A 21,929-nucleotide genomic window follows, 5' to 3' on the forward strand; every position below is an offset into this window, starting at 1 on the left:
GGGACGGCGGGGTCCGCGGCAACCCGCGGACCCCGTGCGCTCACATCATCTCAGGACTCGGCGGAGTCGGCCCGAGGGGTCGATCGCGTACTTGGGCTGGATCGGCTCGGCGAGCTGGATCTCCGCCTGGGCGATCGGGACGTCCCCCTCCATCCGCAGCATCGCCATGAGCGTCGGGGGGGGCACCGTGTAGGTGTCGGCCGCGAGCACGTTGACCGAATAGCCGAGGTCGGCGATCCCCTGGATGGTGATGCGGGAGAGCGGGTTGGACGCACCTGCATAGCCGGTCATCAGCTCGGTGCGGAAGGTGCTCTCCTTCCAATGCGAGTTGATGGTCCCCTGGCCACAGCTGGTCCCGGGGGCGAGGTCGAGGCAGTTCTCGGCCGGCACGGCGCCGGCACAGACCGACCCGCCACCGACGTCGACACAGGCTTGCGCGGCCAGTGCACCCGTCACGCGGACGGTCGCGAGGCCCGAGTCCGCCAGAAGGCCACGAGCACGCCAGTTGGTGCCGATGCCGACGATGTGCAGCATCTCGTGCGTGATGACGTCATTGAGTCGACCGGCGTTCGCGAGATTGATGAGGTCGTCCCGGTCGAACTTCATGATGCCGAGCGCCGCCATGCTCGTGGTGTTGCGGACAAGGCAGGGACCGGCCGAGCCGAGGACACGCCCGACACCGTCGATGGAGTCCACCGCGGCAAAGATCACGACATCATCGACCGTCTCGTTGATGGAACCCGTCACGCCGGAGACGCCGCAGTCGGCGACATTGAACGGTTGCGTGGCGCTGGTGAGCGACCGCACCACGATGTCGGGGATGTCGCCGGTGACCATCGCCATGATGCGGGCCTGCGCGTCGGCGAAGGCCTGCGCGACCGCGCCGGTTGGCGGCGTGCCGGAGAAGCGCACATCGACCGTGTAGGCGGTCTGGATGAAGGCGGGGAACTGCGCCGAGACGGCGTTGTGCGATGCCGTGAGCGCTTGGGTCCCGCCACGGCGGCCGAGCGTCCACGTGGGCGCATCGACGAAGCCGCTGGCGTCGGTGTTCACGGTCGGCGCGCCGCCGAGCGTGCCGCCGCCCGACGTGACCGTCCACGTCACCGGCAGACCGGCGAGCGGATTGGCGAACGCGTCGGTCACGCGCGCCCGTAATGTCGTGGTGACCGCCGCGCCGGCCAGCGCTGTCTGGTTCGAGCCGGCGACGACGAGCATCGCCGCGGCCGGTCCGGCCAGGCCGGTCACCGACCAGGTGCGAGCGGTCACGTGCGCGGCCCCCGGGATGGAGACCGAGACGGTGTTGGTCCCGACGGTCGTCCCGATGCGCCAGGTGCCGACGGTCGTGGTCCCCGCCGCCGAGACCGTTGGCGCGCTCGTGAGCGACCCATTGCCGGCCGTGAGCGTCACGGCCAACGGGATGCCCTGCAAGGCGTTCCCGCTCGAGTCGCGCACCGCGAAGCTTGGGGCCGGCGCGATGTCCGCGTTGACCGTCGCCGTCGCGGCGGGAGAACTCTCAACGGAGATCGTCGCGGGCGCGCGCTGGACCGACGCGGTGAATCGCGCGGTGAGACCACCCAGCGAGGCGACGACGGCCTGCTCGCCGGCGGCGATCGTGCCGAGCGTCCAGGCCGGCGCGGTCGCGATCCCGTTCGCGTCGGTCGCACTCGAGGTCGCACCGCCTGCCAGCGAGCCGCCCCCAGCATCGACCGCCCAGTTCACGGTCGCGCCCACGACGTTGTTGTTGAACTGATCCCGGACGCGCACGCGGAGCGGCGCGAAGGTCACGCTGTTCTGCGATCCGAACTGGTCGTCGCCGTCGAGCACCGCGAGCTGCGTCGCCGCGCCGGCGGCGGCCGGAAGGGTGAAGACCAGGGGCGTGAGTCCCGCGGCGGTGACCGTCACCGTCTGGTCGCCGGCCGTGTTGCCAAGCGTCCACTGCCCGATCGAGGTCGGCCCCGCAAGCGTCACGCTCGGCGCCCCGGTGAGTGAACCGCCGCCTCCCGTCACGGCGACGCTCACGGAGATGCCGGCGAGGGCTCGACCGTTGGAGGAGCGCACCTCGAAGGTCGGCGCGCTGGCGACGACCGATCCGACGACCGCGCTCGCGAGCGGGTTCGCGGTCACGGCGACGACACTGGCCGGGGTCGGCGCCTCGGTTCCTCCGCCGCCGCACGCGGCGGAGAGGGCGAAGAGGAGGAGCGCAGGAACGCGGAGCGAGGAGAGAGGCGTCACGGTGGGTGTGGCGTCGTGGGTCAGGGCTTCTTCTTGCCGATCGGCGTCACCTTGCCCGTCGAATCGACGGTGAAGGAGGGCCCGAAGGCCGAGTCGTAAAGAGGCGGTGTCGTCGGGACAGTGGCCGGGACCTTGGCTGGAGACTTGGCCGGCGCCGGCGCGGGTACCGGGGAAGACGAGTCGAGGGGGGTGGTGGGTACGACGGACCCGGGGTCGACGGGCGCGGGTGACGCGGCCGTCGCGTCGGCCGCACCTCCCTTCCCCGACGAGCCACGACCGCATCCGACGGCCAGTACGAGCACCATCGCGACCCCTCCGAACCCTCGCATCGGCACCTCGACCAGTTGCGCGTTCCAGCGATCCTCGGGGCCTGGACGGCCCGAGCTTCACCGCTCAAGTACCCCTCAAAGCTACGTTCGGTGGGCCCCGGGGCTACAGGACCTGCGTCACACCTGTCGTGTGCTGGTCACACCCTCGGCCAGATCAGAAGCCGACGATGGGCCCCGCGCGGAAGAGTCGGCGCGCATCGATCCGCAGCGCGGCCGGCTCGGTCCCGGCGACGAAGTACTCGAGGTAGCGGCGCTCCAGCGGCGTCTCCGGCTCCGCGAGCAGGCCCGTCTGCCGGTCGAGTTCGGCCGTGACGACACGACTCGGCGCCACCCAGGCGTCGGTGGTGAGACCGCTCCAGCGGGCGAGCATCTGTCCGAAGATCGGCGCGGCGAGCGTCCCCCCTGCGGCGCCGGGCGTGATCGGCCGCGGCCGGTCGAAGCCGAGCCAGACGCCGGCGACGATGTTCGACGTCATCCCCACGAACCAGACATCGGTGTTGTCGTCGGTGGTGCCGGTCTTGCCGGCCACCGCGACGCTCGCGGGGAGATAGCGGCGCACCGCCGTCGCGGTCCCGCTCTCCACTGCCTCGCGCATCATCTCGCGCACCACGAAGGCGACGCTCGAGTCCATCGCCGGCGCGCGGAAGCGGACCGCCTCGCCATGCACCGTGCGACCGGCCGGGTCCTCGACGCGCACGATGAAGCGCGGGTCGACGCCGACGCCGAGATTCGCGATCGCCGTGAAGGCGCTGACGAGTTCGATAGGCCGCACCACCGAGGCTCCGATCGCGCTCGACGGATAGGGCGCGATCGGGGCCGAGAGCCCCATGCGCTGCGCGAGCGCGATCACCGAGTCGGCCCCGAGCTGCTCCCAGAGCCGCACGGCGACGGGATTCCGCGAGCGGGCGAGCGCCTGCCGCAGTGTCAGCGGGCCGAGGAACTCGCCGTCGGCGTTCTTGGGGCGATACACCTGGCCGTCGTACGCGACCTCGAGCGGGTCGTCGGCGACGATCGCGTTGGGCGGCATCGAGTCGAGCACGGCGCGGGCATAGACGATCGGCTTGAAGGTCGATCCCGGCTGCCGCACGCCGTTGGTGGCCCGATTGAACTGCGACTCCTGGTAGTTGCGCCCTCCGACGAGCGCGCGCACGTCGCCCGACTGCGGGTCGATCGCCACCAGCGCGCCCTGCAGGTAGTCGGTGCTTCCGCGCGGCTTGTTGGCGAAGGTGCGATGGCGGTAGCCAGCGCGGGCCTCGACCGCCGCGGTCCCCTCGATGAGCGCGATCGTCGCCTGCCGCTGCAGTGCCGGGTCGAGCGTTGTCGTGATGACGTAGCCACCGTCGGTCACCGGGATCCCGGCGCGATCGAGACGCGCCTTCACGGCATCGACATAGTATGGCGCCGAGACAGACATGCCGAGATTCGGCGCGGTGCGCAGCGGTTCGGCCTTGGCCGCCGCGGCCTGCTCGGCGGTGATGAACCCCTGCTCCTCCATCAAGCCGAGGATCGCGTCGCGGCGGTTCCGGTTGCGGTCCGGGAACCGCACCGGGTCGTAGATCGCCGGACCCTTGGGCAGCGCGGCGAGCGAGGCGGCCTCGGCGATGCTCAACCGCGCCGCGGACTTGCCGAAGTAGTGCCGTGCCGCCGCCTCGACGCCGTAGAAGCCGCGGCCGAAGCTGATCTGGTTGAGATAGGCCTCGAGGATCTGCGCCTTGGTGTAGTGCTTCTCCATCTCGCGCGCCGCGGCCTGCTCCCGGACCTTGCGGCCGATCGAGCGGTCGGTGCGGTCGATGATCTCGGGATGCATGTTCCCGACGAGCTGCTGCGTGATGGTGCTCGCGCCGCGGCTGCCGCCCAGCAGGTTGTCCTTGATCGCCGCGGCGATGCCGAGCATGTCGACGCCGTCGTGCTGGTAGAAGCGGCGATCCTCGACGGCGATGAAGGCCTGCGGCACGTAACGCGGGAGCGTGCTGATGAGCACGCTCGTGCGCCACTCCCTGCCGATCTCGCCGATGAGCGAGCCGTCGCGCGCGAGTACGAGCGAACTCTGCGAGGGCCTGACGATGCGCCAAGGTTCCTCGGCGGGCGCGGGCGTCGGCTGCTGGGCCGCGAGAGGCACCACGCGGGGTACCGCGAGGGCGACGAGGAGGAGCAGCGCAGGGGGCTTCATCGGTGCTGAATTCTACACGGCGCGCGCTCGGGCGGATGCCGCGCGGACCGGGGACCGTACCCCTTTGGCCCTCGATGCCGCACCTTTCGGGCATGCTGACGCTCGCCATCCCGCAGTTCCGCCCGCGCAAGGGTGACCTGGAGGGGAATCTCGATCGCGTGGGGTCGCTGCTGGCGCAGGCCGCGGCGCTGTCCCCGCGCCCGCAGGTCGTGGTCTTCGCCGAGACGATCCTCTCCGGCTACTTCCTCGAGGGCGGCGTGCGCGATGTCGCGCTCACGCTCGACGGACTCCTCGCGGCGGTGGGCGCCCGTTTCGACTCGATGGTGCCGGCGGGCTCGCGGCTCGACGTCATCCTCGGTTTCTACGAGCAGCACGAGGGGCAGCTGCACAACAGCGCCGCATGCATCGCGCTGGGGGATGGTCCGGCTCGGCTGGTGCACGTGCACCGGAAGAACTTCCTTCCCACCTACTCGCTGTTCGACGAGGAGCGCTTCGTGGAGCGCGGCTACGGGATCCGCGCATTCGAGACGTCCTGGGGACGGGCGGCGATGCTCGTGTGCGAGGACGCGTGGCACTCGCTCTCCGGCACCATCGCCGCACTCGACGGGGCGCAGGTGGTGTTCGTGCTGGCCGCGGCCCCCGCGCGCGGCGCCGCCCCGCGCGGCGACGCGGTGCCGGGGCCCGGCAGCGTCGCGCGATGGGAGCGGCTGATCCGCGACATCGCCGAGGAGCACGGGGTGTACTGCGTGCTGGCGAACCTCGTCGGCAGCGAGGGCGGGAAGATGTTCCAGGGCGGCTCCCTCGTCGCCGGACCGCGCGGCGAGGTCCGCGTGCGCGCGCCGGTCTTCGACGAGGCGCTGGTCACCGCCTCCGTGGAACTGACCGATCTGGCGCGCGCGCGAGCGGACATGCCGTTGCTGTCGGATCTCAAGGCGGCGTTGCCGTTCCTGCGGACGGAGCTGGACCGCGCGATGCGGGGGACGGCCACCGCGATCACCGCAGAGGGCGCGGAGGTCAGCGAGAGTTCGGACCGGAGCGAGGTCGTGCCGGCGCCGGCACGTCGGGCACCAGTGCAGGACGCGGCCGCACACGCGCCGTTGCCCGTGGTCGCCGGCGGTGAGTCGGCCCGCGGCATGCCTCCATCACTCGAGATCGACGCGGCGCTCGTGGAGCGGTGGCTCGTCGCGTTCCTGCGCGATGAGTTCACGCGCCGTGGGTTCGGCACGGCGATCGTAGGGCTCTCCGGCGGCGTCGACTCCGCCGTCGTCGCCGCGCTCGCAGCGCGGGCGCTGGGACCGACGAACGTCATCGCGGTGCGGATGCCGTACCGGACGTCGAGCCCCGACTCGCTCGCGCATGCCCAGCTGGTGATCGACCAGCTGGGCCTCGCGTCGCGCACGCTCGAGATCACCGGCGCCGTGGACGGCTACCTCGCGCACGAACCCGACGCCGATGCGGCACGGCGCGGCAACGTGATGGCGCGGACGCGCATGATCACGCTGTTCGACCTCTCGGCGAAGCATCGCGCCCTGCCGCTCGGGACCGGCAACAAGAGCGAGCGGCTCCTCGGCTACTTCACCTGGCACGCCGACGACTCGCCGCCGGTGAACCCGATCGGCGACCTGTTCAAGACGCAGGTGTGGGCCCTCGCGCGCCACCTGGGCGTGCCACGCGAGATCATCGAGAAGCCGGCGAGCGCCGACCTCGTGCAGGGACAGACCGACGAAGGCGACTTCGGGGTGCGCTACGCGGTCGCGGACGAGATCCTCAACTGGATCCTGCATGGTTGGAACGCGAGCGAGCTCACCGCCCGCGGCATGGAGGCGGAGGCGATCCGGCTCGTGACGCGGCGGCTCGACTCGACGCACTGGAAGCGGAAGCTGCCGACGGTCGCGATGCTCTCGGGAGCAGCGATCGGGGAGTCGTACCTGCGGCCGGTGGACTACTGAGATGAAGGCGGAAGGGTGAAGGGGGCCTGCCGTGCGGCCGGCCCTGTACGGAATGGGCGCTCCCCGAGCGGTGGCGCAACTTTCGGATTGAGACGGTTCGAGCGGGTTCGTAGATACCGGGTGACCATTCAGCAGGAGCATCGATGTCCCCGGAACAGCTGAGCACCGACTACGCCCGAATCGAGAAGGCGATCCGCTTCCTCGATCGTGAGCATCCCGCCGCGCCGAGCCTCGTGGCCGTGGCCGAGCATGTGGGGTTGAGCGAGGCGCACTTCCAGCGGCTCTTCACGCGCTGGGCGGGGATCAGTCCCAAGCGCTTCCTGCAGCATCGTACCGCGGAGGTGGTGAAGCGGCTGCTGCGGGAGCGGCGACCTTTGCTCGACGTGACGTTCGAAGCCGGGCTCTCGGGACCGGGGCGGCTTCACGATCTCGTCGTGAATGCCGAGGCGGTGACGCCCGGCGAGTATCAGCGCGCGGGGGCAGGGCTCGTGATCCGCTACGGCTTCCATCCGACGCCGTTCGGCGACTGCCTCGTCGCGGTGACGTCGCGGGGTATCTGCCACCTCGCGTTCACACAGCCGGTGACCCGTGCCGAGGCGCTCGCGCGGTTGCGGCACGAGTGGGGCGGGGCGGAGATGGTGGCGGACCAGGCGGGGACGCGCGCCGCGGCCGCGAAGGCCTTCCCGCCGCCGGGGACCGCGCCGACGCCAGGGCTCGCGCTGCACGTGAAGGGCACCAACTTCCAGCTCAAGGTGTGGCGCGCCCTGCTGGAGATCCCGCCCGGGAGCGTCACGACCTACGGCGATCTCGCGACGGCGATCGGCGACCGGAAGGCCTCACGCGCGGTGGGCACCGCGGTGGGGAGCAACCCGGTGAGCTATCTCATCCCCTGCCACCGGGTGATCCGGTCCACCGGGGAACTGGGCGGCTATGCGTGGGGCCCGGACCGGAAGCGCACGATGCTGGCGTTGGAGGCGACGCGGATGGAGGCGGACCCGCCACCTCCATCCTCCGTCCTTCCGCCTTCGCCGGCCGCTACGCGGCCTGCGCGAACGCCAGCGACACCGCCCGTCGCGCGCCGCGCTTCAACTGCCGGTGCACGGCGCGCGCGAAGCGCATGAAGTTCTGGCCGGCGCTCGGATAGCGCGCGAAGAACTCCGTGGGAAGAAGTGCGCCCTTCATCTGGTTGCAGGGCTGGCAGGCGGAGACGAGGTTGCCCGGCAGGTGACTCCCGCCGCGCGAGACCGGGATCACGTGATCCAGGGTGGCGTTCTCGAGTCCGAGAGTGGCGCCGCAATAGACACATCGCCGTCCACAATCCCGAAAGGTCGCGCGCTTGACCTGACGCTTGTGCTGCTGGTGCTCCAGGCGGCGAGCGTGACGCGATAGCCCCCGAGGGGCACGAGCGAGCGCGACATGGTGGACGACCCGACGTGACATCGAACCTCGCCGGAAAAGACGACACCCCGCTGCGGGGCAGTGTGCCCGAGCGGGGTGTGGTCGATGAGGAGGAGGCGCCAGACCGCGGTCGCCGGGAGCGACCGAGGGAATCCGGGCTCGAATGCCTGTCCGAACGTGTCGGTCACGGGCCTCCCGAGTGAAGGGGGCGCGTGCGGGTGACCCCGAGACGCGCCGATCCTTTCCGAAAAGACGCCGCAATAGGTGCAACGTCACGTGAATCCGCGCAAGGGAAGTCCGAAAAGTCGCATCTTTGTGATGCGTCAGCCGCGACGGCCCGTCCACACGACGACGAGGCCGCAGGCATAGGGTGGCGCGTTGCGCAGCAACTCCGCCGGGACGCTGGCCATGGTGGCGTAGATCTCCACCGCCACGAGCCCGAGCGAGTTCACCATCTCGTCGATCGAGGTGCGCATGTTGAGGAACTCCTTCTCCGCGGCCTGCCTGAGGGCTGACGGTGGCAACCCCAGCCTCCCCTCCGGACCAGACCTCATCCTTCGGATGATGTCCTGGATCTCGTCCTCCCCCTCGCGGGTGTTGATCTCCTCGACCATGCCATGCACGCGCTGCCCGTCGACCAACACCCCCATCGGGCACGTGCCGCCACGGCCCGACAGGACAGGCTTGCCGCTCATCGGTCGGACGCGGACGATGGTCTCGCCTTCGAGGAGCACCGAGGTCCGGTGCGGGTTCCGCAGGTCGATCGCCTCGGGTGTCCAGAAGCGCGCGACGACCGCACTTTTGCGACACGTTCCATGCGATCGTAGAAGCCGGTCCGCGCGAGCGGGGTGTCCCGCTCGTAGATGGACACGCGCTCGAGGTTTTGCGGTAGCGGGATGAGCCGCACGACGAAGTCCCCCGCGGCGTCCGGCCGCACCCAGCCCTCCCAGGCCTGGAACCCGATCCGGCGCACGAGGAGCTTCAGGGAATCGGCGCGGGGCACGCTGAGGAGCACGACGCCGGAGTCGTTCGCGACGCGTGGGGTGCTCCCGCTCGACTGCACCGTCGCGTACGGGATCGACCGACCCACGGAGTCGCAGATCATGGCCCGCGGGGCCGGGGCTTGCTGCGCCTCAAGAACGCAACTCAGCGTCACGAGGGCCAACGCGATGACTACCCCGGCGAGGTGCCGCATTGGATCATCTCCGCTGGGGGAAAGGCGCCAGACGCCGCGTCACATCGAGGTTGGTGATATGCAAGTTCACGCCGCGCCCGATCCGAAAGCCGAACTGGCCGTCCACCTCCATCGTGGACCGGGCGAAGGCCGCGAGGCGCTCGCCGTTCACGACGAAACGAACGGAGTCAGGCTCCGCTCGCACGGCGATGACGTTCGTGACGGTGTTGCCCGAGGGCTTCGGCTTCACCGCCGCATGCATCGTCCATGGCATGAGCAACCGGGTCTCGGCACCGGACCGCTGCATCACCGCGGCACTTCCATCGGCTCGCACGAGGAAGGCGAACCAGTGCTGCGCCGCGCCGTCGAGTGCACGTCCGCCGACGAAGACCCCGTATTCGTTCCCCGACGCGTCGGGGAAGAGGATCAGTTCGCCCTGCACGGCGAAGCGTCCCTCGGCTCGCTCGCGCGGATCGAACAGCGTCGCGCCAGGCCCCATGGTGATGTGCCAGCCGGGTGCCATGTGGGCGAAGTCGAAGGTCGTGTCGGTCGGGGCGAAGCGGCCGCCGTTCACCAGCCGCGCCGGCGCGTCCAGCGACCACTGCCAGCCCGGCGGAGGCGCAGCGACGGTCGGTGCCTGCTGGGCGAGCGCGGCATCCGACGGGAGGGCGAGGACGGCGAGGACGATCAGGTGCTTCGGGTGCATGCGGTCTCCTGAAGAGGTCTGTGTCCCGGCCGGTTGCCGACGAACGTTGCACCGGGTCCATCGGGATCGGAAGCAAGTGGGCCCCCATTCCCCTTCTGCCCTTCCTGCTACCTTTCTTTGCAATGCCCCCCGGTGACCCGGGGCGACTCGAATCCCAGCCCCTCCGACCATGGCCACCTCCGCCAAGGCCCGCCGCGCGACCCACGGCCTCTCCAAGGCCCAGCTCGTCGCTGCCTATCGCACGATGCTTCTGTCGCGCCGGATCGACGACAAGGAGATCCAGCTCAAGCGGCAGAACAAGATCTTCTTCCAGATCTCCGGCGCCGGCCACGAGGCGGTGCTGACCGCCGCCGGCCTGGTCTTCAAGCCGTCGTACGACTGGTTCTACATGTACTACCGCGATCGCGCCCTGTGCCTGCAGCTCGGCATGACGCCCGCCGAGATGCTCTACTCAGCCGTCGGCGCCGCGATCGATCCGAACTCGGGCGGCCGCCAGATGCCGTCGCACTGGGGCCACAAGAAGCTCAATATCGTCTCGAGCTCGTCACCCACCGGCACGCAGTTCCTCCAGTCGGTCGGCTCGGCCGAAGCGGTCGTCCGCGCCAAGGCCCTCGGCATCACCGAGGGGTTCAATGCGGACGAGGTGGTCTTCGTCTCCACCGGCGACGGCACCACGTCGCAGGGCGAGTTCTGGGAGTCGATGAACACCGCCTGCAACCTCAAGCTCCCGGTCGTCTACCTCGTCGAGGATAACGGCTACGCGATCTCGGTTCCGGTCGAGGTGAACACCGCCGGTGGCTCGATCTCCAAGCTGCTCACCGGCTTCCCCGACCTCTACATCCAGCAGGTGGACGGGTGCGACCTGCTCGCCTCGTACGAGGCGATGCAGAAGGCCGTCTCCTACGCGCGCGAGCGGAAGGGCCCGGCCCTCGTGCACGCGAAGGTCATCCGCCCCTACTCGCACTCGCTCTCCGACGACGAAGTGATGTACCGCCCCGACGAGGAGCGGAACGCCGAGGCGGCGCGCGACCCGATCACGGTCTACCCGAAGTGGCTCGTGGACGAGGGCTACGCGAGCGAGGCGGAGATCAAGGCGATCCAGGAGTCGGTGGACGCGGAGGTGCTCGCCGCGACCGACGACGCGCTCGCGCAGCCGCAGCCTGCGCCCGAGACGGCGGCGTGGGCGCTCTTCTCGCCGTACGTCGACCCGACGAGCGAGCAGTTCGACACCGAGGACGACCCGCACTTCTCGGGCGAGCCGACGACGATGGTCGACCTGCTGAACGCCTGCATGCGCGACGAGATGCGGCGTGACCCGCGCATCGTGATGTTCGGCGAGGACGTCGCCGATGTCTCGCGCGAGGAGCACCTCGGCAAGGTCAAGGGCAAGGGCGGCGTCTTCAAGGTGACGTGGGGGTTGCAGAAGGAGTTCGGGGGGACGCGGGTGTACAACACGCCGCTCGCCGAGGCGAACATCATCGGCCGCGCGATCGGGCTCGCGGTGCGCGGCTTCAAGCCGGTGGTCGAGGTGCAGTTCTTCGACTACATCTGGACGGCGTACATGCAGCTGCGCGACGAGCTCGCGACGATGCGGTGGCGCTCGTCGAACGCCTTCGCGGCCCCGGTGGTCGTGCGCACGACCTACGGCGGCTACATCCGCGGGGCGATCTACCACTCGCAGACCGGCGCCTCGCTCTTCACGCACTGCCCCGGGCTCCGCGTGGTCTGCCCGAGCAACGCGCTCGACGCCAACGGCCTGCTGCGCACGGCGATCCGTTCGGAGGATCCGGTGATCTTCCTCGAACACAAGCACCTCTACCGGCAGACGTACAACAAGGGTGCGTATCCGGGCCCGAACTTCATGATCCCGTTCGGCAAGGCCCGCGTCGTGAAGGAAGGGACCGATGTGACCGTGGTCACCTACGGCGCAACGGTCCAGCGCGCGCTGGTCGCGGCGAAGCAGGTCGAGGACGAGCAGGGGCTCTCGGTCGAGGTGATCGACCTGCGCACCCTGTCGCCGTGGGACCAGGAAACGGTGTACGCGTCGGCCAAGAAGACCGGACGCGTGATCGTGGGGTATGAGGATTCGATCTCGTGGGGGTACGGGGCGGAGATCGCGGCGCGGATCGCCGACGACTGCTTCGCCTGGCTCGATGCCCCGGTGAAGCGCGTCGCGTCGATGGACACATGGGTGGGCTACGCGCCGAGCCTCGAGGACGAGATCCTGCCGCAGGTGGCCGATTTCGCCAAGGCGTACACGGAGCTCGCGAGGTTCTAGGGCCCTTACACGGAGTGACGAGCATGGCGCATCACCGGCGCAGCCGGATCCTGATCCCCGCGGCGCTCTCAGGCGCCATGCTCATCACGTCGGCCTGCGGCGAACTGGCACAGGAACCGCAGTTCCGATCGGCATCCGCGCCGCTCGCGCTGGCGCTCGCGTTGCCCACCACGGGCACCGCGTCCTCGGCCTGGGGCGCCGACCTCGACGCCGTCCGCGTGATCGTGTCGCGCCGGAACGAGTCAACGGCACTCGACACCACGATCGCGTGGTCGGCGGATGCCGACGGACTGCGTCTCGCCTTCGACATCCCGCTCGAACAGCGCGTGGAGACGCTCTTCGTCTCGGTCGACCTGCTCGCGGGGCAGGCCATTCACTTCTATGCGAACAACACCGTGGTGCTGCGTGCCGAGGTGGTGCCGAACATCCCGCCGCTCCCGCTGACGTACATCGGGCCGGGATCGGACGCGGTGTCGTTCTCGGTCACGCCCAGGAGTGCGTTCGTGCTCCCGCGCGGGACGCTCACCTTCGTCGCCAGTGCGTTCAACGGGCAGGGGCTCCCGGTAGCGGCGCCCGTGGCGTGGAGCGTGAGCGATGCGCGGATCGGCAGCATCAGCGCGTCGGGCGTGCTCACGGCGACGGCGCGCACCGGTTCGGTGTGGGTGCGAGCCGCGATCCCGACCGGGCTCGCGGACAGCGTGCAGGTGCTGGTCGCGACCCAGGCGCCGTAGGCGGGCCGGCGCGCGCGCCGTCCGACGGCAGGCGCGGTGAACCCTTCGTCCACCGGAGATGTCGAATGAGGGTGTCCGCACGAGCGCGGACACCCTCACGCCTTCCGGGTCGACGATGTCCTTCCGCCTTCCGCCGTTCGTGGCACGCGCGATCCTGGCGACGGTACCGTTCCCGACCGTGCTCGCCGGCCAAGCGGCGATGTTCCGTGGCGGTCCGTCGCACGCCGGCGTGTACGCCTCTCCCACGCCAACGCTCGCGACCGTCGCCTGGAAGTTCAGGACCGAGGGCCGCGTCATCTCCTCGCCCGCCGTGAGCGGCGGACTGGTCTACGTCGGCAGCACCGACCGGCACCTCTACGCCGTGGACCGCACGACCGGGGCGCAGCGATGGCGCTTCGCAACCGAAGGCGCAATCGCCTCATCGCCGGCCGTCGCGGACGGCCTCGTGTTCATCAGCAGCGCCGACGGCAACATCTACGCGGTTGACGCCGAGTCCGGCGCGGAGCGCTGGCGGTTCCGCACCCGCGGCGAGCGCCGCTTCACCGCGCCCGGGATCCATGGCGCCGTCCCGCGCACGGAACGGATGCCCGACCCGTTCGATGTCTTCCTCTCGTCACCGACCGTCGTGGGCGGCACGGTCTACATCGGGAGCGGCGACCAGCATGTCTACGCCCTCGACGCGCGCACGGGCGCCAAGCGCTGGGAGTTCGCGACCGGCGATGTAGTGCACGCGGCGCCGGCGGTGGTGGAGGGCGTGGTCTACATCGGCAGCTGGGACCGGAACCTCTACGCGCTCGATGCGGCGACCGGCCGCGAGCGCTGGCGCTACACGACCGGCAACGACACCACGATCTACAACCAGATCGGTCTCGCGAGCTCTCCCGCCGTGACGGACGGCCTGGTGCTCGTCGGAGGCCGCGATGGGCGCTTCCACGCCGTCGATGCCGCGACGGGCGCTCCCCGCTGGACACACGACAACCACGGCGGCTGGACGATCGGCTCGCCGGCCGGCCGGGACGGTGTGGTCTACTTCGCCACCTCCGATGGCCGCCGTTTCAAGGCGCTCGACGTCGCCAGCGGCGCGGTCCGTTTCGACCTCGAGAACAAGGCGATCTCCTTCTCGTCGCCCGCCATTGCCGGCGACGCGGTCTTCTACGGGACCTCCGACGGCTGGGTGCACGCGGTCGATCTCCGCACCGGCGCCTTCCGCGCGCACTTCCAGACCGACGGCTCCAAGACCAATGGCCCGCGCTGGACCGACTCGACCGGCGTGCTGCGCACCAACGGCATGTATCCCGACCGGACCCTCGACGGCATGATGATCGGGATGCGCACGATGATGACCGTCGGGTCGGTGCTCTCGTCCGGCGCGATCGTCGACGGCGTGCTCTATGTCGGGAGCACGGACGGCCAGCTCTACGCCATCAGGTAGCTCGTGATCCGGTAGCGGGGGCGGCGTCCGGAGAATCCCCTACACGAAATCGGGGACTCCTCCGCTCACCATGGCGCGGCGGTCGGCGAATCATCCATGGGCCTGACCCACCCCTCCGCCACGCCCCCGACGATGACCGACACCCCCCGCACCTTCGGCCAGCAGCTCGGCCGCCGCTCCTGGGCCGAGCCCTGGAAGATCAAGATGGTCGAGCCGCTCACGATGACCGAGCAGCCCGACCGGGTCCGCGCCCTCGCCGAAGCGGGGCACAACACGTTCCTTCTCCGCTCGCGCGACGTCTACATCGACCTGCTGACCGACAGCGGCACGAGCGCGATGAGCGACCGCCAATGGGCGGGCATGATGATGGGCGACGAGGCCTACGCCGGATCGGAGAACTTCTATCATCTCGAAGCGGCGATCCAGCGCTTCTACGGCTACAAGCACATCGTCCCCACGCACCAGGGGCGCGGCGCGGAGAACCTCATCTCGCGCAGTGCGATCACCCCCGGGCAGTTCGTGCCGGGGAACATGTACTTCACCACCACGCGCCTCCATCAGGAGATGGCCGGCGGCACCTTCGTCGACGTCATCGTCGACGAGGCCCACGACCCGCAGCATCGCGGCGACTTCAAGGGGAACGTCGATCTCGCCAAGCTCGATGCGCTCGTGGCGCGCGAGGGGGCCGCGCGGATCGCCTACATCTCGCTCGGCGCCACCGTGAACATGGCCGGCGGCCAGCCGGTGTCGATGGCGAACGTGAAGGCGCTCCGCGCCTGGTGCGACCGGCACGCCGTGAAGCTCTTCCTCGACGCGACGCGCGCGGTGGAGAACGCCTACTTCATCCAGGAACGCGAGGCGGGGTACGCCACGAAGCGGATCGCCGAGATCCTGCTCGAGTTCTGCTCCTACACCGACGGCGCGTGGATGAGCGCCAAGAAGGACTCGCTGGTGAACATCGGCGGGTGGGTGGCGGTGAACGACTTCCCGCTCTTCGAGGAGATGCGGAACCTCGTCGTGGTGTTCGAGGGACTGCACACCTACGGTGGGCTCGCCGGCCGCGACATGGAGGCGATGGCGATCGGCATCGCCGAGTCGGTCGAGGATGCGCACATCCGCTCGCGCATCGGGCAGGTGCGATACCTGGGGATGCTGCTCGAGGAGTGGGGCATCCCGATGATGGAGCCGGTGGGGGGCCATGCGATCTTCCTCGACGCCAAGCGCTTCTATCCGCACCTGGCGCAGGACCAGTTCCCGGCGCAGACGCTCGCGGCGGAACTCTATCTCGACTCGGGGATCCGCGCGATGGAACGCGGCATCGTGAGCGCGGGCCGCGACCCCAAGAGCGGCGACCACCACCGGCCGAAGCTCGAACTCACGCGACTCACGATCCCGCGACGCGTGTACACGCAGGCGCACATGGACGTGATCGCCGAGTCGGTGAAGGCGGTGTACGAGGGACGCGACAAGGTCCGCGGGCTTCGGATGACATACGAACCCCGGTACCTTCGGTTCTTCCAGGCGCGGTTCGAGGCGCTCTGATCAGCGCTCGAAGACGACCTTCCCGCCGACCATCGTGAGCAGCACCTTCGCCTCGCGGATCTCGGGCGCCGGGATCCGCGTGAGGTCGCGGTCGAGCATCACGAGGTCGGCGAGCATCCCCGCCCTGAGCACGCCGCGCTGCCCCTCGTCGAACCCGGCGTAGGCCGCGGTCGCCGTGTAGGCGCGCAACGCCTGCTCGACCGTGATCCGCTCGCCGGGCACCCAACCGTCGGGGTCGTGCGCACCGTCGAGCGTGCGACGCGTGACCGCGGCGTAGATCCCCTCCAGCGGCGTCGGCGGTGCGACGAACCAGTCCGACCCGAACGCGACCTTCGCGCCGGCGTCCAACAGCGACCGGAAGGCGTAGGTCCCCTTCGCGCGTTCCGAGCCGATCACGCGGTCGGCCCAGCGGCCGTCGTCGATCGCGTGATACGGCTGCATCGACGCGATCACGCCGAGCGGAGCGAAGCGCGCGATGTCGGCGGGGGCGATGTGCTGCGCGTGCTCGATGCGGAAGCGGCGGTCCCGCGCGCCGTTCTCCTCGGCGACGCGCCGGAAGATGTCGAGCTGCTCGCGGATGGCGCGGTCGCCGATCGCGTGCACGAACACCTGCAGTCCCGCCGCGTCGGCCCCCTTGATGGCGGCGTAGCGGTCCTCGTTGCTGGTGACGTAGAAGCCGCGATCGTTCGGCGCGTCGGTGAAGGGCTCGAGCATCGCCGCGGTGTGCGAGCCGAGCGAGCCGTCGACGAATCCCTTGAGCGCGCCGTAGTGGAACCAGCCGTCCCCGGTTCCACCATGGCGCTTCACGTACTCCGCGAGGCGTGCCCAGGTGGCGAGCGGGACCGCGGCGTAGATGCGCGTCCGGAGCAGCCCCGCGGCGTGCGCCCGCTCGAAGGTCGCGAGGTCGTCCCAGCTGCCCATGTTGTGCACCGCGGTCACGCCCTGTGCGGCGACGTACGACATGGCCGCCTCGAGCGCGCGGTCGTTCAGCTCCGCGCTCGGCGGCGGGATCACGCGTTCGACGAGGGAGGTCGCGTTGTCCTTGAACACGCCGGCTGGTTCACCCACGGCATCGCGCACGATCTCGCCGCCCGCGACATCGGCCGTGGCACGCGTCACGCCGGCGAGTCGCAACGCGAGCGAGTTCGCGACCGACATGTGCCCGTCGAGCCGCGTGACGAACACCGGATGCTCGGGGGTGATGGAATCGAGCCAGGCGCGCGTGGGGAGCTCGCCCCCCCAGTTCATGTGATCCCAGTCGCCGCCGAGGATCCAGGTGCCCTTCGGGACCGTCGCGGCGAAGGCCTTGATGCGCGCCACGAACTCCGCCGGCGTGCGGGCGTCGCGCAACTGCACCGAGGCGAGCCGGAACCCGCCGTCGATGAAGTGCACGTGCGTGTCGGTGAAGCCGGGGACGACCATCGCGCCATGCGCGTCGATCACGCGCGCGCCGGCAGCGAGCTTCATGATCTCGGCGCTCGAGCCGACGGCCTTGATGCGGTCCCCTTCGACGGCGACGGCGTCCGCCCACGGACGACGCGCGTCCCCGGTCCAGACCCTCGCGTTCACGATCACGACGTTGACGGCCATGGCGGCGACGGCGAGGGTCTTGAGCAGCATCGGCCGCTCAGCGCTTCTCGACGGCGTCCCGCACGTCGAGCAGGATCTCGAAGTAGAGCTGCTCGCGACGATAGGCGAAGTCGAGCGAGGCCATCTGCGCCTCGTCGCCGGATTCCTTCGCGCGCTTGAAGGCGTCGGTGTACATCTCCTCGAGGTTGGCAAGGATGCGGTCGCGCGAACGGGACATCTTGATCTTCTCCAGGGCGGCGAGGGTTAGGCGAGGCGGCTCGAAGGGCGCCGGCTCGGGCGACTTCGGGGCTTCGAGGATGAATTTCGTGGCAGCGCCGAGGAGGTCACGGCGGGCGTCGAATGGGTTGGTCACACGCGAACGCTAGCGGCGCCGCGGGCGGGCAGCAACGGCGCCGCTGGCCCGCGGCGGTGCCGCTCGGTATCCTCTTCGGCGGCACTCCTTCCTCAGCTCCCGACAATGGCGACCTCGGCCGGATGGCGACCGCGCGACCTCCAGGTCCTTCGCCTCCTCGGTGAAGGACTGAGCGACCGCGAGATCGCGTCGCGCCTGCGACTCAAGCCTGAGACCGTCCGCTGGTACAACAAGCGGATCTACGAGAGGCTCGGCGTCTCGTCGCGCATCCAGGCGGTGCGTGCCGCCATCGCGGCCGGACTCCTCGCGACCGAGGTCGCACCGCTCGCGGCGGCACCCGTCGCGCGAACTCCGGTGCGCTACGTCCGCCGCGACGGCGTCGCACTGGCGTACACCGTCATCGGTGACGGCCCGGTCAACCTCGTCTTCATCCCGAGCTTCACCTCGCATATCGAGGCGATGCTCTCGCTCCCCGAGTCGCTCGCCTTCTTCGAGCGACTGGGCCGCTTCGCGCGCGTCTTCCTCCCGGACCTGCGCGGCACGGGTCTCTCCGATCGTGTCGATTCGCCGCCGGCGCTGCACGAGACGGTCGAGGACCTTCGCGCCATGCTCGCGGCCGAGGGAGCGGAGAAGACCTTCATGCTCGGATCCTCTGCCGGCGGCGCGGTCTCGATCCTGCTCGCATCCTCGCATCCGGAGCTCGTCGAAGGTCTGATCCTGTTCGGAGCCATCGCGACGACGGTCCGCGATGGGGAAGAGCCGACGTGGGCGCGGACACGCGAGGCCTTCGAGGCGCGGAAGGAGCGTCTCGTCGCCGGCTGGGGCGGGACCGTCGCTGTCGAGATGTACGCACCCTCGCGCGAGGCCGACCCGGAGTTCCGCGACTGGTGGGGTCGCTATCTGCGCAGCGCCTCGAGCCCGGGAGACGTGCGTCGGCTGCTCAGCGCACTCGGCGAACTCGACGTCCGCCCCCTCCTGCCCCATGTCGGCGTCCGCACGCTGGTGATCCATCGCACCGAGGATGCCGTCGTACCGGTCGAGGCGGGCCGGTATCTCGCAGCAGAGATCCCGAATGCGCAGTGGCTGGAGCTCCCCGGAGCCGACCACCTCATCTGGGTCGATCACGAAACGATCGCCGAGGCGGTGCGCGACTTCATCGAGCGACCGGTGCGACCGACGGTCCCGGACGCGTGGGTCGCGGTCCTCCTCCATGGCGGCGGCCGCCGGCTCGACGCCGAGACGCGTCGCGTGCTCGACGGCGCGAGCGCGCAGCGCGTTCACGCCCTCCCCGAAGGGTGGCTCGCGGTGTTCGACTCCCCCGCGCGCGCCCTCCGCGCCGCGCGCGAGCTCCGCGCGCTGGGTCGGGGCCGCGTGGGTACGCTGGCGCTTCATGTGGGCGCCTGCGACCGACGCACCGACCTGCCGCTGCCCGCCTCGCTCGACGCATTGCTCGCCCTGGCGCACGGCGCACGCGTCGCCGACGTCCGCGTCTCGGCGACATTGCGCGACCTCATGCCCGATCCCGAGCAGCAGTTCGTGCCGGTCGAGGCGGACGCGGATACACCGCGCCACTGGCGACTGCGCGACTGAGCGTCGGACCGCGCACCACCCGTCCGCACCCCTCACGCGGGTGGTGCGGGCCACCGTCGACCCATGCGACCCTGAGGCCAAGCGCTGATGCGCCGCGGCACTCACCCTCAGGAGGCTCCATGCGCCGGACCACGACCCTGCTCGCCCTTCCCTTCCTGCTCGCCGCCACCGGCTGCGAGCTCTTCTCCAGCGACGAGGATACCTCCGTGCGAATCACCATCGAACAGTCTCTGACGGGCGAGACCACGTCCGAAGGCACCTTCACGCTCACGGGTGCGGTCGGCGACGCCGGCACGACGAATGAGACGCTCACGTTCGGAGGACCGCTCGACCAGCCCGTCGTCCCAGTGACGTTCGCACGCACGCTGACCGGCGCGCACGGTACGATCACGGTGACCGGCGACGCCACAATTACCTTCAGCAGCCCCACTGCCGGCACGCTGGCCGGGACGTGGACGGTGCAGTCAGGCACCGGACGCTACGCCAACATGACCGGCAATGGCCGCCTCTCTGGCGCAGCGAACTTCGGTGCACTGCCACCGACGGCCACGCTGGAGTACTCAGGCGAGGTGAGGCGCTAGCAAGCCGTTGCAGGACAAGGGGTTGGCTGCCGGTCCCGATCGACGGGGAACTGGCATCCGGGTTGCTTCATTCGGCTCCCAGATGCCGCGAGACCGCCACCGTGGCGGGCGTAGCCAACCCCTTGTCGGAGCGCGTGATGAGCAACGTGAAGGTCTTCGTCCTGATGGCGGGTCTCACCGCCCTCTTCGGAGCGCTCGGCGCCTCGTTCGGCGGCATGACCGGGCTCGTCATCGCGCTCGTACTGGGCGGCGGGATGAACCTGTTCATGTACTGGAACTCGGCCTCGATGGTCCTGCGCTCCTACGGCGCACAGGTCGTGGAACGGGCGCAGGCGCCCGAGCTGTACGAGATGGTGGACCGGCTGCGGCAGCGAGCCGGCCTGCCGATGCCGACCGTCGCCATCGCACCGCACGACCAGCCGAACGCGTTCGCGACCGGCCGCGACCCGGAGCACGCGGTGGTGTGCGTGACGCGCGGTCTCATGCGCGTCGTCGATCGCGTTGAACTCGAGGGCGTGATCGCGCACGAGCTCGCGCACATCAAGAACCGCGACATGCTGCTGCAGACGATCACCGCGACGATGGCGGGGGCGATCTCGAGCCTCGCGAGCATCGCGCAGTGGGGCATGATCCTCGGCGGGGGCCGGTCGTCCGACGAAGAGGGCGGGAACCCGCTCGCCGCGCTCGCGATGATCATCGTCGCGCCGATCGCGGCGATGCTGATCCAGTTCGCGATCAGCCGCCAGCGCGAGTTCAAGGCGGACGCGGTGGGGGCGGAGATCGCCGGCCGGCCGCAGGGACTCGCCGGCGCGCTGCAGAAGCTCGACGCGTATGCGAAGCGGATCCCGATGGACGTCGCACCGGCGATGGCGCCGCTCGCGATGGTGAACCCGCTGGCGGGCGCGGGGGGGTTCTCGAGTCTCTTCTCCACGCACCCCTCCACCGAGGAGCGCGTGGCGCGACTGATGGCGCGATGAACGTGGAAGGATGGAGGAGGCGAGGCCGTACGGCCTCGCCCCTTTCTTCCTTCAGCCTTCATCCTTCGCAAGCCGATGGAAGACGGCATCACGAACCTCCTGGCCGCCCTTCAGGTGCTCCACCACGATCCGCTCGAGCAGCTCCGGCGTGACGTGCGCGTACCAGGTGCCCTCGGGATAGACCACGACGATCGGTCCGCCGGCGCAGACCCCGAGGCAGGGCACCTCGGAGCGCTTCACGCGCTGCGGGCCGAAGAGCAGGTCCTCGCGCTGCAGCAGGCTCGCCAGTTGCGAATAGATCGCGCGGCCCTTGCGGTCGGTGGTGCAGTAGCCTCCGGTGCAGACGATCACATGGCGGGTGTACGGCTCCATGACGGCGGGAAGCAGCTCGGGGTGCGCGACCATCACGCGTCCGGCTTCGGGACCTTGTTCTCCCCCGGCGGCGCGACGTAGCGAAGCGACTCGACGGGCGCGCCCCCGAGGAGGTGCTCGTCGAGGATCCGCTGCGCAGCGTCCACATCGACGCCGTGGTACCACACATCCTCGGGGTAGACGACGACCATGGGCCCGTGACCGCACTGGCCCATGCAGCCCGAGTGGTTCACGCGTACCCGCTGGGCGACGCCGGCCACGCGGAGCCCCTCCTTCAGGAGCGCGAAGGTCGCCGCGGAATCCTGCGACGTGCAGGTCTTGCCGCCGGTGCAGACGAAGACGTGCTTCTCGAACTGGCCCATCGTGGATCCTTGCGCGTTGGGGGGATCGGTCGCGGCGCGATGCGCGAGCGACGCTGGTACATTCTACTCGGTCGCTCCCCGCGTCGGGCCAAGAGTCATAGTCGTGACCAGCGTCCGGCCTCGTGGGTCGCCGACCACCCGACGATACCGCCCCCCTCGCCGCC

The 21,929-nt window shown here is 70.0% G+C and carries 19 protein-coding genes; 9 read left to right on the plus strand and 10 right to left on the minus strand.

Annotated elements, in window-relative coordinates; genetic code table 11:
- Window positions 1–45 precede the first annotated feature (45 nt).
- Both IPJ78_03920 and IPJ78_03925 read right to left on the minus strand, forming a co-directional pair.
- Window positions 46–2,232 (minus strand): Ig-like domain-containing protein, encoded by a 2,187-nt coding sequence (locus tag IPJ78_03920; protein ID MBK7905691.1) that lies wholly within the window; start codon window positions 2,230–2,232, stop codon window positions 46–48.
- A 483-nt stretch (window positions 2,233–2,715) separates the two neighbouring features.
- Window positions 2,716–4,731: a PBP1A family penicillin-binding protein gene (locus IPJ78_03925; protein ID MBK7905692.1), complete on the minus strand. Its 2,016-nt coding sequence runs from the start codon at window positions 4,729–4,731 to the stop codon at window positions 2,716–2,718.
- 92 nt (window positions 4,732–4,823) lie between these two features.
- On the opposite strand from IPJ78_03925, the gene IPJ78_03930 reads away from it, so the two are divergent.
- Window positions 4,824–6,680, plus strand: a complete 1,857-nt coding sequence (locus tag IPJ78_03930; GenBank protein ID MBK7905693.1) for an NAD+ synthase — start codon at window positions 4,824–4,826, stop codon at window positions 6,678–6,680.
- 143 nt (window positions 6,681–6,823) lie between these two features.
- Complete coding sequence (locus IPJ78_03935; protein ID MBK7905694.1) at window positions 6,824–7,801, plus strand: bifunctional helix-turn-helix domain-containing protein/methylated-DNA--[protein]-cysteine S-methyltransferase; 978 nt, start codon at window positions 6,824–6,826, stop codon at window positions 7,799–7,801.
- Here the strand turns inward: IPJ78_03935 and IPJ78_03940 are convergent.
- The 4 genes from IPJ78_03940 to IPJ78_03955 form a co-directional block, all read right to left on the minus strand.
- On the minus strand, window positions 7,716–8,120 hold the full coding sequence (locus tag IPJ78_03940) for an HNH endonuclease (protein MBK7905695.1): 405 nt from the start codon (window positions 8,118–8,120) through the stop codon (window positions 7,716–7,718). The genes IPJ78_03935 and IPJ78_03940 overlap by 86 nt on opposite strands.
- Before the next feature lie 281 nt (window positions 8,121–8,401).
- Window positions 8,402–8,773 carry a hypothetical protein gene (locus tag IPJ78_03945; GenBank protein ID MBK7905696.1) on the minus strand — a complete coding sequence of 124 codons (372 nt, stop codon included), beginning with the start codon at window positions 8,771–8,773 and terminating at the stop codon, window positions 8,402–8,404.
- Window positions 8,770–9,273 (minus strand): hypothetical protein, encoded by a 504-nt coding sequence (locus IPJ78_03950; protein ID MBK7905697.1) that lies wholly within the window; start codon window positions 9,271–9,273, stop codon window positions 8,770–8,772. Before IPJ78_03950 ends, IPJ78_03945 begins: the two co-directional genes overlap by 4 nt.
- 4 nt (window positions 9,274–9,277) lie before the next feature.
- The gene (locus tag IPJ78_03955; protein ID MBK7905698.1) at window positions 9,278–9,958 is read right to left on the minus strand and encodes a hypothetical protein; all 681 of its coding nucleotides are present in this window, start codon (window positions 9,956–9,958) and stop codon (window positions 9,278–9,280) included.
- A 169-nt stretch (window positions 9,959–10,127) separates the two neighbouring features.
- Between IPJ78_03955 and IPJ78_03960 the strand changes: the two genes are divergently transcribed.
- The 4 genes from IPJ78_03960 (at window position 10,128) to IPJ78_03975 (ending at window position 15,941) form a co-directional block, all read left to right on the plus strand.
- On the plus strand, window positions 10,128–12,236 hold the full coding sequence (locus IPJ78_03960) for a dehydrogenase E1 component subunit alpha/beta (protein ID MBK7905699.1): 2,109 nt from the start codon (window positions 10,128–10,130) through the stop codon (window positions 12,234–12,236).
- 23 nt (window positions 12,237–12,259) lie between these two features.
- The gene (locus IPJ78_03965; GenBank protein MBK7905700.1) at window positions 12,260–12,967 is read left to right on the plus strand and encodes a hypothetical protein; all 708 of its coding nucleotides are present in this window, start codon (window positions 12,260–12,262) and stop codon (window positions 12,965–12,967) included.
- Window positions 12,968–13,082: 115 nt separating this feature from the next.
- Window positions 13,083–14,399, plus strand: a complete 1,317-nt coding sequence (locus IPJ78_03970) for a PQQ-binding-like beta-propeller repeat protein (GenBank protein MBK7905701.1) — start codon at window positions 13,083–13,085, stop codon at window positions 14,397–14,399.
- A gap of 132 nt (window positions 14,400–14,531) precedes the next feature.
- The gene (locus tag IPJ78_03975) at window positions 14,532–15,941 is read left to right on the plus strand and encodes a tyrosine phenol-lyase (GenBank protein ID MBK7905702.1); all 1,410 of its coding nucleotides are present in this window, start codon (window positions 14,532–14,534) and stop codon (window positions 15,939–15,941) included.
- Here IPJ78_03975 and IPJ78_03980 read toward each other — a convergent pair whose 3' ends face one another.
- Together IPJ78_03980 and IPJ78_03985 are read right to left on the minus strand one after the other, a co-directional pair.
- Window positions 15,942–17,531 (minus strand): amidohydrolase, encoded by a 1,590-nt coding sequence (locus IPJ78_03980; protein ID MBK7905703.1) that lies wholly within the window; start codon window positions 17,529–17,531, stop codon window positions 15,942–15,944.
- 37 nt (window positions 17,532–17,568) lie between these two features.
- Complete coding sequence (locus IPJ78_03985) at window positions 17,569–17,748, minus strand: hypothetical protein (GenBank protein MBK7905704.1); 180 nt, start codon at window positions 17,746–17,748, stop codon at window positions 17,569–17,571.
- A 240-nt stretch (window positions 17,749–17,988) separates the two neighbouring features.
- Between IPJ78_03985 and IPJ78_03990 the strand changes: the two genes are divergently transcribed.
- The 3 genes from IPJ78_03990 to IPJ78_04000 all read left to right on the plus strand — a co-directional run bounded on the left by IPJ78_03990 (window position 17,989) and on the right by IPJ78_04000 (window position 21,031).
- Window positions 17,989–19,473 (plus strand): alpha/beta fold hydrolase, encoded by a 1,485-nt coding sequence (locus IPJ78_03990; protein MBK7905705.1) that lies wholly within the window; start codon window positions 17,989–17,991, stop codon window positions 19,471–19,473.
- A gap of 119 nt (window positions 19,474–19,592) precedes the next feature.
- Complete coding sequence (locus IPJ78_03995) at window positions 19,593–20,054, plus strand: hypothetical protein (GenBank protein MBK7905706.1); 462 nt, start codon at window positions 19,593–19,595, stop codon at window positions 20,052–20,054.
- A gap of 137 nt (window positions 20,055–20,191) precedes the next feature.
- Window positions 20,192–21,031, plus strand: coding sequence for a zinc metalloprotease HtpX (locus tag IPJ78_04000; protein ID MBK7905707.1), 840 nt, complete (start codon window positions 20,192–20,194; stop codon window positions 21,029–21,031).
- A 51-nt stretch (window positions 21,032–21,082) separates the two neighbouring features.
- Here IPJ78_04000 and IPJ78_04005 read toward each other — a convergent pair whose 3' ends face one another.
- Together IPJ78_04005 and IPJ78_04010 are read right to left on the minus strand one after the other, a co-directional pair.
- Window positions 21,083–21,436 (minus strand): (2Fe-2S) ferredoxin domain-containing protein, encoded by a 354-nt coding sequence (locus tag IPJ78_04005; protein MBK7905708.1) that lies wholly within the window; start codon window positions 21,434–21,436, stop codon window positions 21,083–21,085.
- Window positions 21,436–21,765, minus strand: a complete 330-nt coding sequence (locus IPJ78_04010) for a (2Fe-2S) ferredoxin domain-containing protein (GenBank protein MBK7905709.1) — start codon at window positions 21,763–21,765, stop codon at window positions 21,436–21,438. Before IPJ78_04010 ends, IPJ78_04005 begins: the two co-directional genes overlap by 1 nt.
- Window positions 21,766–21,929: the final 164 nt, after the last annotated feature.

This window comes from Gemmatimonadota bacterium (assembly GCA_016714015.1).
In the GTDB taxonomy this organism is placed as follows: domain Bacteria; phylum Gemmatimonadota; class Gemmatimonadetes; order Gemmatimonadales; family Gemmatimonadaceae; genus Pseudogemmatithrix.